At 42.7% G+C, this 18,162-nt stretch carries 11 protein-coding genes and 2 pseudogenes; 7 read left to right on the forward strand and 6 right to left on the reverse strand.

All coding sequences use genetic code 11. From position 1 onward, the window contains the following. Positions 1–122 precede the first annotated feature (122 nt). Entirely contained in the window at positions 123–1,586 is a 1,464-nt protein-coding gene (locus V4U84_RS24185) for an IS1182 family transposase (RefSeq protein WP_334077415.1), read from the forward strand. A 70-nt stretch (positions 1,587–1,656) separates the two neighbouring features. Here V4U84_RS24185 and ltrA read toward each other — a convergent pair whose 3' ends face one another. From ltrA to V4U84_RS24205, 4 genes and pseudogenes are all read right to left on the reverse strand, one after another. After that, complete coding sequence (gene ltrA / locus V4U84_RS24190; protein WP_334078135.1) at positions 1,657–3,057, reverse strand: group II intron reverse transcriptase/maturase; 1,401 nt, start codon at positions 3,055–3,057, stop codon at positions 1,657–1,659. A 488-nt stretch (positions 3,058–3,545) separates the two neighbouring features. Next, positions 3,546–4,887 (reverse strand): annotated as a pseudogene (locus V4U84_RS24195) (IS4 family transposase). Positions 4,888–5,121: 234 nt separating this feature from the next. Further along, the gene (locus tag V4U84_RS24200) at positions 5,122–5,505 is read right to left on the reverse strand and encodes a hypothetical protein (protein ID WP_334078136.1); all 384 of its coding nucleotides are present in this window, start codon (positions 5,503–5,505) and stop codon (positions 5,122–5,124) included. Between the two features lie 178 nt (positions 5,506–5,683). Further along, a complete protein-coding gene (locus V4U84_RS24205) occupies positions 5,684–7,027 on the reverse strand; it encodes a deoxyguanosinetriphosphate triphosphohydrolase family protein (RefSeq protein ID WP_334078137.1) in 1,344 nt (447 codons plus the stop codon). A gap of 349 nt (positions 7,028–7,376) precedes the next feature. Between V4U84_RS24205 and tcmP the strand changes: the two genes are divergently transcribed. The 4 genes from tcmP to V4U84_RS24225 all read left to right on the forward strand — a co-directional run bounded on the left by tcmP (position 7,377) and on the right by V4U84_RS24225 (position 11,879). After that, a complete protein-coding gene (gene tcmP, locus V4U84_RS24210; RefSeq protein WP_334078138.1) occupies positions 7,377–8,657 on the forward strand; it encodes a three-Cys-motif partner protein TcmP in 1,281 nt (426 codons plus the stop codon). A gap of 51 nt (positions 8,658–8,708) precedes the next feature. Continuing rightward, entirely contained in the window at positions 8,709–9,449 is a 741-nt protein-coding gene (locus tag V4U84_RS24215; protein WP_334078139.1) for a DUF5131 family protein, read from the forward strand. A 674-nt stretch (positions 9,450–10,123) separates the two neighbouring features. Then, complete coding sequence (locus V4U84_RS24220) at positions 10,124–11,422, forward strand: DUF3238 domain-containing protein (RefSeq protein WP_334078140.1); 1,299 nt, start codon at positions 10,124–10,126, stop codon at positions 11,420–11,422. Between the two features lie 73 nt (positions 11,423–11,495). Continuing rightward, positions 11,496–11,879: a hypothetical protein gene (locus tag V4U84_RS24225; protein ID WP_334078141.1), complete on the forward strand. Its 384-nt coding sequence runs from the start codon at positions 11,496–11,498 to the stop codon at positions 11,877–11,879. A 519-nt stretch (positions 11,880–12,398) separates the two neighbouring features. Here the strand turns inward: V4U84_RS24225 and V4U84_RS24230 are convergent. Further along, a pseudogene (locus tag V4U84_RS24230) lies at positions 12,399–12,601 on the reverse strand (RNA polymerase subunit sigma-70); the annotation flags it as partial. Positions 12,602–12,995: 394 nt separating this feature from the next. Here V4U84_RS24230 and V4U84_RS24235 point away from each other — a divergent pair. Beyond that, a complete protein-coding gene (locus V4U84_RS24235) occupies positions 12,996–15,296 on the forward strand; it encodes a starch-binding protein (RefSeq protein ID WP_334078142.1) in 2,301 nt (766 codons plus the stop codon). Positions 15,297–15,622: 326 nt separating this feature from the next. On the opposite strand, the gene V4U84_RS24240 is transcribed toward V4U84_RS24235, so the two are convergent. Next, a complete protein-coding gene (locus tag V4U84_RS24240) occupies positions 15,623–16,171 on the reverse strand; it encodes a PadR family transcriptional regulator (protein WP_334078143.1) in 549 nt (182 codons plus the stop codon). 361 nt (positions 16,172–16,532) lie between these two features. On the opposite strand from V4U84_RS24240, the gene V4U84_RS24245 reads away from it, so the two are divergent. Continuing rightward, positions 16,533–17,543, forward strand: coding sequence for an alpha/beta hydrolase family protein (locus V4U84_RS24245; protein ID WP_416367296.1), 1,011 nt, complete (start codon positions 16,533–16,535; stop codon positions 17,541–17,543). The last annotated feature ends 619 nt before the right edge of the window (positions 17,544–18,162 follow it).

Below are 18,162 nucleotides of genomic sequence, written 5' to 3' on the forward strand. Positions count from 1 at the left end.
TGAGTAGCCGACCTCTCACACCACCGTACGTCAGTCTGTCTAACAATTATTGAACTCTCCGTTTTCGGGCATGGAAATGGATGACCTTTGTCGAATCTCTGTATCTAAGGAGATGAGCGTATATGCCATTTATCGAAGGTGAAGATAGACATCAAATTTATTTATTTCCAAATACGTTGGACGATTTTGTAGAAGAAGAAAATCCTGTCAGAGTTATCGATGCGTACGTCGATAGCTTGACCCTAGAAGAGTTGGGATTTCAGATCTATTCGGGCTCCAAAGCGGGGCAAAAGCCTTACCGCCGGGAAGAGCTTCTCAAGCTCTATCTTTACTGTTATATGAACGGTATCCGATCCTCTCGCAAGATGGAATCCGAGACGAAAAGAAATATTGAACTGATGTGGCTAATTGGTAAACTCCAGCCGGATCACGGCACTTTATCTGCTTTCATGAAGAGTAACCAAACGGCCATAAAAAAGCTGTTTAAAGAATTCACCTTAATGTTAAAAGGTTTCGGGTTAATCGATGGTCGGCTTGTCGCGATTGACGGCACAAAAATAAAGGCGAACTGCTCTAAAAAGAAACACTTTAACGACAACATTATCAGTAAGAAGCTGGAGCATATCGATGAAAAAATCGATGCCTATTTACGCGACTTTTTAACAGAGGACAATCGCCTCAAAAAGCAGGAAATCACAGAAAAGTTAGAAGTCTATCAAGAGAGAATGCACGAGCTACAGGTCATGAAACAAGAACTCAAGGAAACAGGTGAAAAACAGCTTTGTGTTTCCGATTCGGATGCCAAATCAATGAAAAACAACGGGAAGCATGAAGTCTGCTTCAATGTTCAAACTGTAGTGGACAGCAAGTATAAATTGATCGTGGACTGCGATACGGTTAATGATGTCAATGATCAAGGGCAACTTTCCAATATGTCAAAGAAAATAAAGCAAGTTTTCCGTGATCAAAAAAGCACAATTCTGGCCGACACAGGCTACTACAACTACCTTGAAATCATCGGCGTTGTCGACGAAAGCACCGAGCTCTTAATTAAGCCGCAGAAGGGAAAGCAAAACAAAGTAGCTAGCGGATTTGATAAAGAAAACTTTGAATATGATGCCGTAAACAATAGATATATTTGCCCGTTGGGTTATGAATTACCTTTCAAATGGAATGGAAAACAAGATGGAAAAGAGTACAGGCGGTACACATGTGAAGCCTTTGATATCTGTGGACAAAAGGATCTCTGCACGTCTGCTAAAGGCGGAAGGTCGGTAACCAGACTTAAAGATGAAGAACTGATCGAACAGATTGCCGAAAATACACGCAGTCAAAGTCATATTTATAAGCAAAGAGGGGCAATCGTTGAGCACCCTTTCGGAACAATAAAGCGTCACTGGGGCTATACACACTTTTTAACACGAGGGCTGGCATCAGTAGGCACTGAGACCAACCTAATTTGTCTTGCCTACAATCTCAAGAGAATAATAAAAATAAAGGGAGTGAATGAGCTCGTACGTCACTTCAGATACCGAGCTCATTCGATTTCTAAGATGCGCAACGTTTCTTTGGGTAAAATCGCATGAATTTAGATTTTGCAGAATGCTCAGCAATCAATTGTTAGACAGACTGACGTACCGTTCGGTATACGGCGGTTCAACCGTTTGAGTGCAATTGACGTAATCGCTCGTATTGTGCAGGGAAGTCATAATACCCTGCCCGTGCGAGCCTTTCGTTTGTTATGGAGCGAGACAGCACCGGGCTCCCGGCGATCCGCCAGTATCCCAACCGCGTATTTGCCCATTGGTAGGCTTGCCACTCTGGCACTCCCAGCTTGCGCAGGTTTTGTGCCTTGGTCCCCGGTTTCTTCCACTGCTTCCAGATGTACATGCGAAGGCGTCTTCTTAGCCACTCGTTCCAGCTTTGCAGAATTCGTTTCATGTCCGCTGCATAGAAATACCCGACCCAGCCGCGAATAAAGACTTTTACATCCTCCATGACTTGTCGAACATTTTTGCCTCGGCTCCGGCCCGTCAGTTCTCTCAATTTCTTCTTCGCTTTCGCGAGGGATTGCGGATGAGAGCGGATGTACACTCCCTTTCCGTCCTTTCCCAGCGCAAAGCCTAGGAATTTGAAATGCTTCCGCGCCACTACGCTAACCACCTTACTCTTCTGCGTATTCAGCTTGAGTTTCAGCTTGTTCTCCAGGTATATCCGGCAGGATTCCAGAAGCCGCATTGCTGCCCGTTTGCTCTTGGCCAGCACTACGATGTCGTCAGCGTATCGAATGACCTTCACCCCTCGGCTTTCCATCTCCTGGTCAAACTCGTTCAGGTAGATGTTCGCCAGCAGCGGGGACAAGGGTCCGCCTTGCGGCGAACCTTCCTCCGTCTTGACGACTACCCCGTCTTCCATGACACCGCTTTTCAGGTATTTCTTAATCAGCTCCGTCACGCGGGTATCCCGGATTTGTCTGCGCAGCAGGTTCATGAGCAGTTCGTGGTTCAGGGTGTCGAAATATTTCGACAGGTCGATCTCTACCGCGTAGCCGTACCCTTCTTCCGCATAAGCTTTTACCTTCCGAATCGCTTGTTGCGCGCTCCGTCCTGGTCGGTAACCATAGCTGCCCTCCGAGAATTTCGGTTCATACAGCGATTGCAGCTGTTGGGCGATCGCCTGTTGGATGACGCGATCGACTACGGTGGGAATGCCGAGTTTTCGAACTCCTCTGCCGTCTGGTTTGGGAATTTCCCTGCGTCGCACCGGGCTTGGCTTGTACCTTCCTTCCCGGATGTTTCGCAAGAGTTCGTCTCCATGCTCCCGCAGCCACGGCAGCGCCGCTTCGACGGTCATTCCGTCGATTCCCGGTGCTCCGTGATTGCTTTTGACCCGCTTGTAGGCTCTGTTCAGGTTGTCTCTGCTCAGAATCTTTTCCAGCAAGTCGCTTGCACCATCCCTTTCCCTGCTTTCCCGAGCTCCGATACTCCGCGCTCCTGCATACTCTTCGTGTTCCACACTATCCCTTTGCGGGCAGCCCTTTCGGTACTCTGCTTTCATCGCACCGGCTCTCCTTCCTGCATGTACTTGAGACTTACGATTGTTCGGCCCTTCCCGAAAAAAAATTTCGGTATTATGGCCTCTGCTGACTTCTCACAGCAAGCTTTACTCCGTCTTTCGGATTTTTTTTTCCTACTCCACGTCTGTGAGATCTCCCCGGGTAAGAGCGATAACCTTCCCCTCATCTATCTGCCACATTTACAAGATGGGATTCGGGCAGTATTGGACTTTGCTTTGTTACGCAAGCTCGTCCGTCCCATCTTGCCTTGTATGTGATTTCTGTTCGTCAGACCGAGGGTTTGCCTCCGGCTTCCTTCAGATTCCGCCTCGCGGCGGACACCCTTGCCCTTGGCTAACAGTTCCTACTGCCAAGCCTGTAGCGGACTTTCACCGCCAAGTTATCGCCCATGCCGGGCGCACGTAAAAAAGAGAGGACGATTTCTTTTTAAGATCGTCCTCTCTTCTTATCTTGTTGTAGTCTTAATTACTCAACTTTCGCAGCATGAAATCGGCAAACAAGCCTTGATGTAACTAGGCAAAACTGCAATCCATTGCTGGAGTTGACGCTGAATCAAAGCCGAGAGTTTTTTCCCCGCCTTCGCAGCGATTTCGTTGATGAGATCGAGTAGTTGCTTCAAAGCAACCGCCCAATCTAACGTACCGACTTCGTCGCACAGCAAATAAAACAAGCCGCCGAATGAGCGCGAGTCTGTGCTTTGTCGATGCTGCCAAGCAAGCAGAATATAGCGCGAAAACACAATTGTGGTATGGCTGACCATCAAATCATAAGAGCGACCTTGAGACTCTTTTTGTAAACGAAGTAGTGATTTGGTGCATTTGAAGAAGACCTCAATGTCCCAGCGGATCGCATAAATGCGGATGGTATCTTCCACTGTAAGGGAAAGATCCGTTGTTAGAAGTGCGAGCCATTCGTTCTTCTTAGTACGGTGACGAACAAATACCACATGAACCGGAATGTTGAGGGCCAACTCAGTCCGAATGCAGCGAAGGACGCCATGTTTCTTGCTCTCGACAGAAGACGCGACCGCATACAGTTCCTTTAGCGACAATTTACGGCCCTGAACCAGAAAACGCTTATTGGCATTCTTGACCATGCCGATCACGTTCAGCACACGGGCAACGATTTCGCCAATGAGCGGTGCATGCGTGAACCAGCTGTCCATCAATACGTAAGAAGCAGTAGCTCCGGCTTCCAAAGCACGATCCAGCATGGATGCGATTACTTGTGGAGCCGACTGTAGCGCTTCCTAACGGCGCTTGTAGCCATGTGTCCGCTTGTCGATGTTCTCGTTTATGCCGTTGATCGCCGAGTAATTGGAACTGAGTAGCGAAATCGAGCGGCAAGAAGGTGTGACCGTCCGACCAACCCATGGTAAGCATGCGAAATCCTTTATAATATGCGCCAGTGGCATGATCTTTGAATCTGGCAAGCAATTCAACAGCTTTGCTACGATTGCGCTCGAACATCGAATCGTCAACAATGAAAACGGAGTCCCGGTCCGCAGACGTCAGAACACTGACCTTCTGTACCGTGGCGACGCTGAGCGACGTCAAAAAGCCGGTATTATTAAGGAAACGATAAACGGCATCCTTACCAGGAAACGAGTCTCCCTTGCTGCTTTCAAGCAGACGAAACCAACTTTTCTGGTGAAACAAAAGGACGAAGACAAGTTGGAAGAGCCGGAAACAGCTGAAACCAAAACGCTTGCAAAATCCAGCTTGTCGAAGATATTTCATGATGTTCAGTTCTTGAAAAGCAGACTTTAATTCGGTTGGCAGTTGATTTAGATCGTGTTGATGATCTATCATGATGGAAGACACCTCTTCTGTTTGATAGTGATTGCTGGACACTCTCACTGTACCAAACAAAGCGGTGTTTTTCTATTTTGCAAGAAAAGTATCTCATTGCTTACAAAGCCAGTAGCTACATTAGTTTATGCCAATTTTGGCTCTGCGGAGTTGAGTTTATAACAATTAAAATCTTATCATTCAAAATTTATAAACAACAAAAAAACAAACACTTTGACTGCTTGTAGATCAAATTTAAAAGTGATTACTTGACTGACCCTTGTCTCGCTCTTTTATTGCCTCAAGCCTTAATTCTTTTTGTCTTTTTCTATTCAGTTCGGTACCGTTATTGTATACTCTATATCCGTCCTCTTCACAAACAATTTCTTGTTCCATGTCGCGTAGTCGTCTATCCTTTTCGAGTTTGACAAGAGCTCGATTGTTACTATTATCAACTCTTACATCAGCAATTAAATTTGTTGTCCCCCCTAACATTTTTTTTAGTTCGGCAAAGGATATCTCCTTTTTCTCAAGAACCACGATTTTATTTTCCGTTGGGTGAAATTGGATATCTATTAAGCGTCTGTTAGTTCCCTCTGTACGTAATATGGTATCAGCCGAAATTGAATGATTAGACATTGTTTTATTCCCCCGTTAAATTTGATTTTTTTCATTATTTATATATTTATTTTCCTACGTTATTTTAAAATGTTTATAAATTTGGGATCTCTAAAATCCTTTATATTTAAGCTAATTCATGTGTTGGTTAATATAGCCACAAGTGATCGTTACTTATAGTTTTTCGATATGGCATTCTTTAATCCAAATCATAAATCGATCTGGTGTTGATACTAAATAATTCACCATAAATCTTTTCTGCGAAGGAATCTGTCATTCCTGCAATATAATCTAAAACGAATCTCTCCCACCCCCAATCAGGCGACTCTCCGAATCTCTCCATCCAATCTTTTGGTATAATTTTCCCATCCCTATCATTAATAAACGAATCCCATAAACCATTTATTATTTTCTCACTTCTTTTTTGAAGCCTCTGAACCCTCAGATCATTGATCATAGTTACCCAAGCTAATTTCTTTAATATTAATACTTCCCGTAAGATTTCATTATTTTCTGTATTATTGCTCTTATTAACAAACGTTACTTTTTTCCAATCTTCATAATCAATAACCCCAATATTGTTTACGAACCAATTAACTGTGTCTGCCTTCAACTCTCTACGAGCACGAGACTCATCAAAATTGTAATCAGATAGTACTAATTTCCATTTATCAATATAACGCGTTATTACCTCTTTTACTCTTTCTTGAATGCTTCGGCCCTCCCAAATAAGGTGGCCCTCAGGATAGAGTGTAGTTAGTTCAGAAACAACCTTGTCAGAGTAAAGTTCGGCACCTCGTATATTAGTCAGGTCAATTTTTTTTGATTTTATCCCATCTTCAATATCATGGGTGGAATATGCTATGTCGTCACATAGATCCATCAACTGTGCTTCAAGTGTTTTCTTTTTCGATGGAATGCCCCATTCATTTCTTAAATGATTGATAAATTCCCACTCTGTTGGATACATCCCTTTTAAGCTTTCCTGGCTACCTTCAAACGGATACTTGTTAATCCCAAGCAAAACCGCCGAGGTCAAGTTTAATCCGTTTTCCTTCCTTCTTTTCTCTAAAAACATTAATATTCGGAAATTTTGAGCGTTTCCTTCAAAATGCAAGGGGTGATTGTCCCTACCAATTTTAATAAGTGCTTCATTAAGAACTTCTTCACCTTTATGTCCAAACGGGGGATGGCCCAAGTCGTGGGCTAAAGCAGCACACTCTACAATTTCAGGATCAATTACAAAAGCTGGATTTTTAGCCCCCGCCTCAGTATGTTCCTCTCTCTCTGATAGTACGGATGCAGCGTGCCGTGCAATTTGAGCCACTTCTAGGGAATGCGTTAATCTAGTTCTGAAGTAATCACCACTTCCAGCGCCGAAGACTTGTGATTTCCCTTGAAGTCTTCTAAAAGCAGGTGAATGAATTAATCGTGCATAGTCTCTTGAAAACTCTTTCCTAGAATCATTCGGGCGCTCTGTTGTTGAACCATCCATAATTGTGTCAGGTGAAAACCGTTTTCGTCTAAGTGAGTGTGTATTCATTTCTCTTCCTCCGCACAGGTATATTTACTTAGGATAAATATACCATAAATACACACCGCAGTTCACCAAAATTTGGAACCTAATATTATTTGTAAATTTTCCCCTATGCTCAAAGCTAAAGACATTTCTATTATTCTGAAATTCAGGTCGATGGATTACAAACCACTTAGTACTTCGGGCTTATGGAAGATACTTAAATATGAATTAAGAACTTAATTATTGTTTTTGTGTTGTAACCAATACTAAAGTTTTTATGCACTAATACATCCTTTTTATAGACATATTTTGTATACTTGATTAATATACCCATGGTATAATTTTCAAAATCATACCTATAGAGGTGATTCTTATGTCCCACAAAGGAAACGGCCATTTTAACAAAAAGGACATTCAGACACACTTGAAACATATTCTTCTTGAGGATTACCTGAAGAACTGGAGCCAGGTTTTAGCTAACGCTTCAAAAGGAAGGAAAATCACTGAAGTTAATTTTGTCGATGGTTTTGCGGGGCGTGGGTATTTTGATGACGGAAAAATGGGGTCTCCTCAAATTGCCATTCATCGTTTATTACATTTTCAAAATTTATTACAAGAAGAATACGGAAATGCTTTAAAATTTAATATCTTTAATGTTGAAAACGATCAAGATTACTTTCATGAACTCGAAAAAATAAAATTCTCTTCTCCTCTTTCTAGCCAGATTCATAATCTTCACGGTAAATTTGAAGATCACCTGGATGATTTGATTTATCGTACGAAAGGCAAACCTACTCTGTATTTCATTGATCCTTTTGGTTATAAAGGAGTACTCATGAATGATATGCGAAAAATCCTTAGTCATCCATCTAATGAATTATTAATTAATGTAATGAGTTATTCTCTTGTGAGAAACATAACTATTAAATCTAACGAAAAAGAATTATGCAAGTTTTTCGGCGTTAACTACCTCCCTCCAAATATCCCAGAATATCTTAATTTGCAAAATCAGAGTGATGATACACTACCCACCCCCCATTTAGAAAAATTGCTTAAACTTGAGGATAGTATTATCGAATTTTATAAAAATGAAATCAAATCTGGAAATGCAGCTACGTATGCTCTAAGTAAAAGAATACATAGCCAAATTAACAACAATGTTTATTTTCACTTGGTTTTTGTAACGCGTAATCGAAGGGGATTAATTGAAATGAAAAAATCCATGGTTCAATTTGAGGAAAAAAGAAAACAAGCTGAGGATGTGTACATTCTTCAAAATCAATTAAATACCGATTTTTTTATTTGTGACCTTTTTTCCGATGATAATCAACTAATTTCTTATGAATACAAAGATTATGTAAAAGACTTTATGAAACATTTTAATAGAAAGTCGAATATAACCTATGCCCAACTCATTGACTTTTTTCTTCAACATACGCCATTGCCCTTCGAATCCCTAAAAGATGAAAAATCGATCTATAATTTCTCAAAAAAATTACTCTCTAATACCACGTGGATTCGAACAACAAATAAGCAATTTAAAGATTTCAGGAAAGAAGCTGAAGGTAACATTATAAACTCCTTTCTACCAGAGTCTTTTCCAGATCAATTAGATAACAAACATGAGGTTGAAGAACAAATGTGGTTGTTCTAATCAACCTGCTTTTTCCATCTATGCTATACTTGTCCTGGGAGGGATTAATCAATGTCCACATCATCAAGCATTGAATGGACGGAAGCTACATGGAATCCCGTCACAGGCTGCACGAAAATATCGGAAGGATGCCGTCACTGTTATGCTGCTACAATGGCCAAGCGACTTCATGCCATGGGGAATCCGCGTTATGAAAATGAATTCAAATTAACTTTACATCCCGATTTAATTGAATTGCCCTTATCTTGGAAGAAACCACGGCGAATTTTCGTGAACTCTATGTCCGATCTTTTCCATAAGGATGTACCTTTAGATTTTATACAACGTGTATTTGACGTAATGGAAAAAGCACCTTGGCATACTTTTCAAATTCTTACCAAACGTTCGGATCGTCTGTTAGAACTTGCCCCCCATCTTCCATGGCCTCCTAATGTCTGGCAGGGTGTAAGTGTAGAAAATCAAAAAGTCATTTATCGAATTGATCATTTAAGAGCCATACCCGCAACCATTAAATTTCTTTCCGTAGAACCCTTGATTAGCCCCCTTATTGATTTAAACTTAGTAGATATACACTGGGTCATCGTTGGTGGAGAGTCAGGCCATGGAGCCCGACCAATGGAAGAAGAGTGGGTTCTTTCTATTAAAGATCAGTGCCAGCAACAAAATGTTGCTTTCTTTTTCAAACAGTGGGGTGGCGTTCAAAAACATCGTACTGGCCGTTTACTGCAGGGAAGAACTTGGGATGAGTATCCTGTTATTCAACAAACAAATGCCACAGAAATTGTGTTGTGAACCAAAACTGGCTTAGGTACGATACCTAAGCCAGTTTTGGTTATTTTCTCCTCCTTCATATGGGCTACTAATCTAAGGTTGTGCTCAATCAACAGGTAGGAGGTGTCATCTATGCTAGGCCTTTTCAGTATGATTGCTTTATTCATTAAGCAGCTTAGTCTTCTCGTTTTCCTACGTCAAAAATAACGCTATCCCCAACCTGAATGAAGCAGAATCATCAACGCATGGCTGAAGGCGATCCCGTGAGCCGGATGAGGAATGTGCTTTCTCTGAGGTCTGTTCATTGTATGTAGGCCGTGGCCCAGTCGTGCCTGACAGTGGAAAAAAATTCTAACCAACATATTATTCTTCCCAATACCTATTCCATCGGCATTTCAACCATTAATGAACTCTCCTTAAATACATCCTCAGCGAGATACGCAAATATCCACTTTACTTCTCGCTCACATCGGCTTTGGCACATACTACGATTATAGCCGAACCACGCGCTTGTAGAGCAGAAGCCTAATATAGGTGATACTTTGAAATGTTAAATTAAATAGGAGTAAAACACTATACAAATATTTCAAATTTAGGTTATTATTATATGTGAATGAAGTAGGAATGGATGGTGATGCTATGGATCTTTAAATTTTGAATTTATAATAAACTAATATTTTGCGGAGGTATAGGAAATGAAAGATGTACGAAATTTTATTCTGTCCTTATTGTTATTTTCAATGTTTATTGTCCTTCCCACTTCTGCCAAAGCAAATAATGAACCACCTCTAAAAATATCAACATTTTCAAATTATATAGAACTGAACGTTAATAATAACGGCAGTAAAATCATCGTTTCAAATATTGATGAAGAAAATTCTGTTTCTTATGAAGGTTATGACTCTGAAATAATTTTAAATGATTTGATACCTGACACTTTATACCGCTACAAAGTAACTTTATTAAATGAGGAAAATTCTGAAGAATATTTTTACTTTTCTACCCACACACCAGTTTCTGGTTCTTCCAACAAAATTAATTCTGTTGATCTTAGTGACTCAAATTTGAACTTATCTGCTGACGCTATTGTTTCAAAAAATCAAGTACTTCTTTCATGGGAAGAGGTACCAGGTGTCCAAGAATATCAAATTTATAAAGACAGTGAGCTGATTGCGACTGTAAATAATACTCAGTATATTGATAATGAGAATTTCAAAAATGCTTACACCACTTATGAAATACAATTCTTTATTCCATTATCGGAAGAAAAAAAAGAAGAACTAAAACTATTTTATGAAGTATCTAATAATCCACTGTCAGATGAGAAATTAAAAGAGATCGCACAAAAACCATACAGTATAATTAAAGTTGTCGACTCCACAATAGTTGATCCAGATTTACAACTTGCAGCAATCAACAATTCATTTAAATGGACCTACAAAACATTTATCCCTCTTCAATATGCTGAAGATCCTTGGTACAACTTTGAAACATGGGGAGACGGAATAAAGTATTTTAAAGGAGATAACAGATCATTTAGTTCAACATCTGAAGCATACAGAACAAAAACAGTTGGAGATACTATTTTTTATACAGATTCTACTACAGCTTCTGAAAATTTCTTTAAAGATGTATCAAAAACTTATGCATATGATGAAGACTATGTTCTTGTAGGCTCCAAACAAGACTCCGGCGCATATATCAACCGTATTGTAAATAGTACATCTGCAAGTAAGGTTGATGTAACGGTATATCATAAATCCGGGAACCCCTACGCAGTTAAAGGTGCCGAAATTGACTATCAAATGAGGGTAATTACTCAAAAAGGCGGTGCTTACAGCTTCCAAGGAGTTCATGATCGCGCACCGTCTCATGAATTGTATGTTCGACTTAGTAACGGAACTGTCCTAACTATCTTCAATCATGCCCATGAAGGTTTCGAATATTTAGGAGCACCTAGTACTTTAGCTAGATCATTTAGTGTATCGAATTAATAAAAATCAAACGCCTGTGATATCTATGATATTAACAGGCGTTTATCTATTAAACACTTGAGGGGAATGTCACTTGATTAGAATTATCTCAGCATTTATTTCAGCATTGATTTTATCTCTATTATTCACTTTTATTACTAACTCAAATGAAGACAATGTCTTGTATTATACCTTTTTAAGTAAATTTTTGTTCGGATTTGTAATTTTGTTTTTAGTATACTTATTCATTGCTGTTCCTCTATCAATTTATATCGATCAAAGGATTAAAAAATATGGAAAATTCACGCATTTCTTGCTTTACTGTTTAGTAGGAATTATTTTGGGATTACTTTTCTTATTGTTTAATCCTACATCAAATAATATGGCAGGATTTGGCCTGATCTTACTATTTGGATTTGCTGGTGGTTCTTTTTCTATAGTGCAGAATATATTATTTCTACTTTTTAGCAAAAGATAATGAAAAGCCCAAAACTTCCATAGTCTCTAATGTTTAGCAGTAAATATCAAAAGGTCGATTATCGTATTGATTATTTAAGTGCTACACCCACGATCATTAAATTCTTTCCATAGAACTTTTGATCGGCCCTCTTATTGATTTAAATTTATACCTCGGGTCATCATTGGTGGAGAGTCCGTCCACGAAGCAAGACCAATTGGTAAACAGACCACAGAAATTATGTTGTGAAACCAAGATTGGCTTAGGTATCGTACCTAAGCCAATCTTGGTTATTATTTTCTCCTTTAATCCGCTTTGAACTGATCTCAAACAACAATCTAATGAAATCGTCATGACAGATTTTGGCTAACAAATCAAAACCCAGTGCGAACACAATGTCCTTTTAACGAAGACGTATCCTCTTTAAATCACGATTTAAGTCATATATACCGAGTAGAGATGTCTGATCGATAAGGTAATCATCTACATTAGGATTTGAACTCTTTGTGTTTTTATATTTACATCGTTTCGTGTCCACAACCTCTTGACGATGTGCGCCACCAACCGCAGGTTATGCTCGATCAGCAAATTGCGGGAAACCGCATCGCCTTCGGCCATTCGCTGCAGATGCCTCGTTTCCTCTTCCTCCGTTAAGGGCTGGGGAACGCGTTGTTTTTTACGTAGGACACAAGCAGAGTCAGCTGTTTGATAAACAATGCAATGGCAGTAAACAATCCGGGCAAAGAAGACACCTCCTGCTGAATCTCATGACAATGAAACAATCGTTCTTCATGTGGGATCATTTCATTCTATGTGGGCAGGGGCCCAACCGTGCCTGTACGGGGAAAAAGAAACATCGGATAATTAAACAACCCCCTAGCCATGATATCTACGGACGAAGCAGCTTCGAGAACGTGGAGTGAGCGGCTCAAGGAACATCCGCGAAAAGCGCCATGCCTCTCAAAATATAGTATTGACAAATTGTAAAATCAATGAAAAAATGGGATTATCCAACAACCGAAAATGCAAACGTTTGCCTTAATATGAAAGCGCAATCATTTGACACGCCCTCTCTTATTTACTCCTAATCTCTCAAATGAGGTTAGTTGTAAAATAAATTTTAAAGGAGAGTGTAGTATGAGGAGAAAGAAAAGGCCCGGCGGGGCGCGAATCTGGAGTATCGTTCTGTTTGTAGCAATGTTATTGCAAACGATCGGCTTTACTCCCGAAGCACGGGCGGATGCCGATGTTCGGCAGTTAGGCGGTTCGGATGCCCAGCTAACGGCTGCCGCGGATTACGGACTCCCGGAAAGGACGAAGGACGGACTTATTTTTCATGCGTGGAACTGGTCTTTTGACAACATCACCAGGAACCTTCCGGAACTGGCTCAGGCGGGATTTAAAGCGGTGCAAACTTCGCCTATCCAAGGCAGCAAGGAAGGATTGACAGAAGGCAACAAGTGGTGGATTTTATACCAGCCCATTAACTTTAAAATCGGCAACTCGCAATTGGGGAGCAGGGATGATTTCAGACGGCTTTGCCAGGAGGCGGAAAAATACGGCATCAGCATTATCGTTGATGTTATCGCCAATCATACGGGGAATGCGGGCGGCGGAAATCAGCAGTATCACCCGGCGCATAATGTCGATCCGGAGATTAAGAATAACCGCTATTTCTGGCATGAAGCCAGAGGCGTGGAAAACTGGAATGACCGTTGGCAAGTCACACAGTGGGGAATCAGCCTGCCCGACCTTAATACGTCCAACCAGGAATTGCAAAATATCATTATCAGTTTCCTAAATGACGCCATTTCCTTGGGCGCCGACGGCTTCAGATTCGACGCCGCCAAGCACATCGAGCTGCCCAACGATCCCGCGGGCTCCAATTTCTGGCCCCGGGTACTAGGTTCGTTGAACAACAAAGACAGACTGTTTAATTATGGCGAAGTGCTTCAAGGTGGAGCCGACAACTTTGCCGGCTATGCCAATTATCTCAGTTTGGCGGCCCCCAACTACGGAAACAGTATCAGAAGCGCCGTCGGTTATCACGGCGGCATCCATGTTGAGGCAGCCAAATCTTTTAACGCCAATAATGTAAGCCCTTCCAAATTAGTCACCTGGGTTGAATCGCACGACACTTATGCCAACGACAACGGCGAATCAACGGGAATGAACGATTGGCAGATCAAAATGGGCTGGGCCATCATCGCCTCCCGGGCGGAGACGACCTCCCTGTTCTTCAACAGACCGGCGGGCGGCGGGAAATTCGCTCACCGGCTCGGCGACGCGGGGAATACGCTCTGGAAAGACCCGGATATCGCCGCCGTTAACAAGTTCCACAATGCCATGGTAGGTCAAGACGAATACCTTAGAACGCAAGGCAATCAAATCATGCTGGTTGAACGCGGAACTAAAGGTATGACAATTGTGAATCTTGGCGGCAATGCTCAAATCAACTCCCCCACCAGACTGGCGGATGGCGTTTACCAGAACAGAGCCAGCGGGGGTGGATCGTTCACGGTGTCGAACGGCAGAATCACCGGTCACCTGGACGGAGGCAGAATCGCCGTACTGTACAATACGGCACAACAAACTCCGACAGTATCCGTGGATCCCGCGGACGGTGCTTTCTTTACGGATTCTGTTAACGTCAGAATGAACTACTCCAATGCACATTCGGCAACCTACACGTTGAACGGGGATCCTGCGACTCCGTTCAGATCGGGAGATTCGGTCAGCATAGGCGCCGGGGCTCCTATCGGATCGACGTTTGTCTTGAAAATCGTCGCTGCGAACTCGTCCGGCCAAACCGAGAAGATATTCAAGTATTCGAAGGAGGACCCGAGCACGGGCGAAGAGATGAAGGTTTATTTCTATAAGCCGGCGGATTGGGGTGCTCCCAACATTTATTATTACGACGAGACGTTGACTCCCAAGAAGGAAAATGCGGCCTGGCCGGGAGTTCCGATGCAAAGCGAGGGGAACGGCTGGTATTCCCACACCATTTCCGGCTGGAGCCAAGCCAATGTTCTGTTTAACAGCGGCGGAAAACAAATGCCCGGCTCCGGGCAGCAGGGGTACCTGATTAGCGGGACCTCCTGGATCAAGGACGGCATTGTGACGGAGGAAGAGCCCGTTGCCGGCAAGGTGCCCGTGACCTTCGTCATCAAAAATGCAAACGTTTTCCAAGGCCAAAGTGTCTATTTGACCGGCAATATTCCGGAGCTTGGGGACTGGAATCCGGTCCATGCGGTCGAATCGGCACAAAATCCGAATTCCCAGGATTGGACACTCACGATTAATTTGTCGGAAGGCGAAAATATCGAATTCAAAGCAATCAAGAAGTTTGAAAACCAGGTTGTGTGGGAAGGAGGACAAAATCACCGCTACACCGTCTCCAGGGACAACCCTGTGGTCGAGTTCCATTTTTACAATTAGGGCCTAAACTTTGCGGAGATGAAACAGCCTTCCGGGCAGAAACATTGGTTCGTTACCAATGAAGTCGGAGCGGATATTTTGAGCCGGGTCATCTTTGGAGCGTGATATTCCACCATCACGGAAACCTTTGTGCCGACACTGGCGTGACATGGGCAACCGGGAGAGAGTACCATGGACGCAACTATCGAATTTTGGGTAGAGGTAAGGAAATTCCCCTTACCTCTTCTTTTGTTTTTCAACCATAAGAAAGGAACGGTACGATGTTGGGGAAAAGAATTTTGGATGGCAATCCAATTTTGCCGAGGGTTCCTTGATAAGGCTCGGATTTACTCCGTAGGCTCCAATTGCGACATCAACTTTTCGCACCATTTGATATAAAGCTGCTCATATTCTACGCCGAATTCAATCACTGAAATACTTGATATGAGCGGAGCTTTATCGTCCATTCCTTGAACCATCCCCCTGAGCTCAACAAGCTTGTCCTCGTATTCATGCAGCCTTTCCTCATGCTGCTGTTTCACATCCGTAATGCGGCCGATCATCTTATCCGGTTCAATAAGCCAAGAGTTATACACTTTGATCAGGAAATCGTCGCGGATCCGATCTAATTCTCCGGGAGCGATCGTCCATTCAATTAAGGAGTCCTGTCCCGCTGTCGTAATCTCATATACCTTGCGAGCAGGGCGATGCGTATGCTGTTCTACGCGTTGTAGTTGAATTAATCCTTCCTTTTCCATTTTGGCCAGTTCTGGATAGATTTGATTGCTTCCGGCTTTCCAAAAAGGACTGAAGCGGTTCATTTGCAGTTTAATATCGTAACCGCTAAGCGGTTCGCGTGACAATAGGGAGAGCAACGCGTATCTGATCAAGCTCAATCCACTCATCCTTTCTGTAATTCCCTTTATTTTAGCATAAGTCCCAATTCATTTGTTTTCTAAGCTCAATTTAACCTATTTCCTTTACATCTAAAATGTTATATGTTAATTTTGATATAGGTCAATTATGACTTATTGATTCCACTTATTGTAACATCCAGTCTGAGATTTGGAGGAATGAATCATGCGGCTTATTTTTCAAGATCCTACGTTTTCGTTCGAGTTACTTCGCACCTTGGGGTACTCCCCATATGGGGGGGCGGATATCGGGGAATGCCTGTCCACTGCTTATCGTATTGAAGAGGGCAATTTTGACAGCTGGCATACCGAATGGCTGAAGACTGCGGAGCGGGTTTTCGCATTGGGCCAAGAAAGCATGAATCGAGGTAAAAAACAAAGTGCCCAAGAATGCTACCTGCGTGCTTCCAACTATTATCGTACCGCGGAGTTTTTCTTGCATGAGAATCCCGGCGATCCCCGTATGTTGAGAACATGGGATCAAAGCAGGCAGGCTTTTCGGTTGGCGCTTCCATTATTGAATTGTCAGGCGGAAGAAGTAAATATCCCCTATGAAGGGCGTCATCTTCCCGGATATTTTTACCGTCTAGACGATCTTCCCAGACCGACACTGATTATTCACGGCGGCTATGATTCGACCGGGGAAGAGCTTTATTTCGGAGGAGCGGCCGCAGCATTACAGCGCGGTTATCACTGTCTAACCTTTGAAGGCCCCGGTCAAGGAGCAGTAATCCGTGAGCAGCTGGTTCCGTTCCGTCATGACTGGGAGCATGTTGTCACGCCCGTTGTTGATTACCTATTCAGCCGTCCCGAGGTGGACAAAAGCCGGATTGCCTTAATGGGCATTAGTATGGGGGGATATCTGGCGCCGCGAGCCGCAGCCTATGAGCATCGTCTTGCGGCCTGTATCGCTAATGACGGATTATTTTCTTTTCAGGTCGGAGAACTCAAAAACCTGGCCCCGCATATTGTCCACGACAGACCCGATCAGTTGGAAGCCTATATTGAACATCTGATGTCCGTCAATTCGTCAATTCGTTGGGCGATGCATAATGGATTGTTTACTTTCCAGGCTCGCTCCATAACCGAGCTGATTAACAAAACGGAAGTTTTTACTTTAGAAGGCGTCGCCGAGCTTGTCAAATGCCCGGTCCTTGTCTGCGAAGCTGAAGGGGACCATTTTTTTGGCGGACAACCCGAGAAATTGTACGATGCGCTTCAATGCAGAAAAACAATGATCCGCTTTACAGCGGAGAATGCCGCTGAGGAGCATTGTCAATTCGGCGCACTGCTGTATTTTAATCAACGATTATTTGAGTGGCTTGATGATACTCTAGAGGTGACGTATGAGTAGTTGTGTTCCTTTGGGGTATCCTGCTCTATCATTGGATAAGTAAGCACAACGCGGCTTCCAGAGGGGTTCGGAGGCCGTGTTTTTTTATGTAAAATGGTTAACTTTCAACTTTTTTTCAACCTATGAGTCAAATAAAGCCGGACGGCAACAAGCTTTCTCCCGTTAGGGAATTCCCGCACAAATTAACGTGTTAATCAGAAGAATAAGCGGCAGTCCTCCACCGATGGTTGAAAAAACTTCATAACAACCGTCAAAGCCGGTGACCCCCCCTGAATCAAAGCAGGGCTTTATTTTGAACATAGGCAGCTGTTTCTTTTAATAAATATTGAGCATTTTGGAACGTTCCACCACAAAAAAACACTGCGCATCTCAGATTGAGATCGCAGTGCTTCATTCATTTAAGAAAAGGAGCGAACTTATCCGACGCATTCCGAATATCTTGTGCCAACTTCTCGTATTCCACGGATAATTTGATCGAACGAACCCAAAAGCTCATGTCATGCCCCATTGATTCAAGACCGATCTGATGCTTACCTCTGATCCTCGTTGCCATCGCTGTCATCTGACTGAATTTTTCGATGACTAAATCCATAGGGAAATAACTCTGTTATTTTTCTCC

Origin of the sequence: Paenibacillus sanfengchensis, assembly GCF_036864765.1 — a bacterium.
GTDB lineage: Bacteria > Bacillota > Bacilli > Paenibacillales > Paenibacillaceae > Fontibacillus > Fontibacillus sanfengchensis.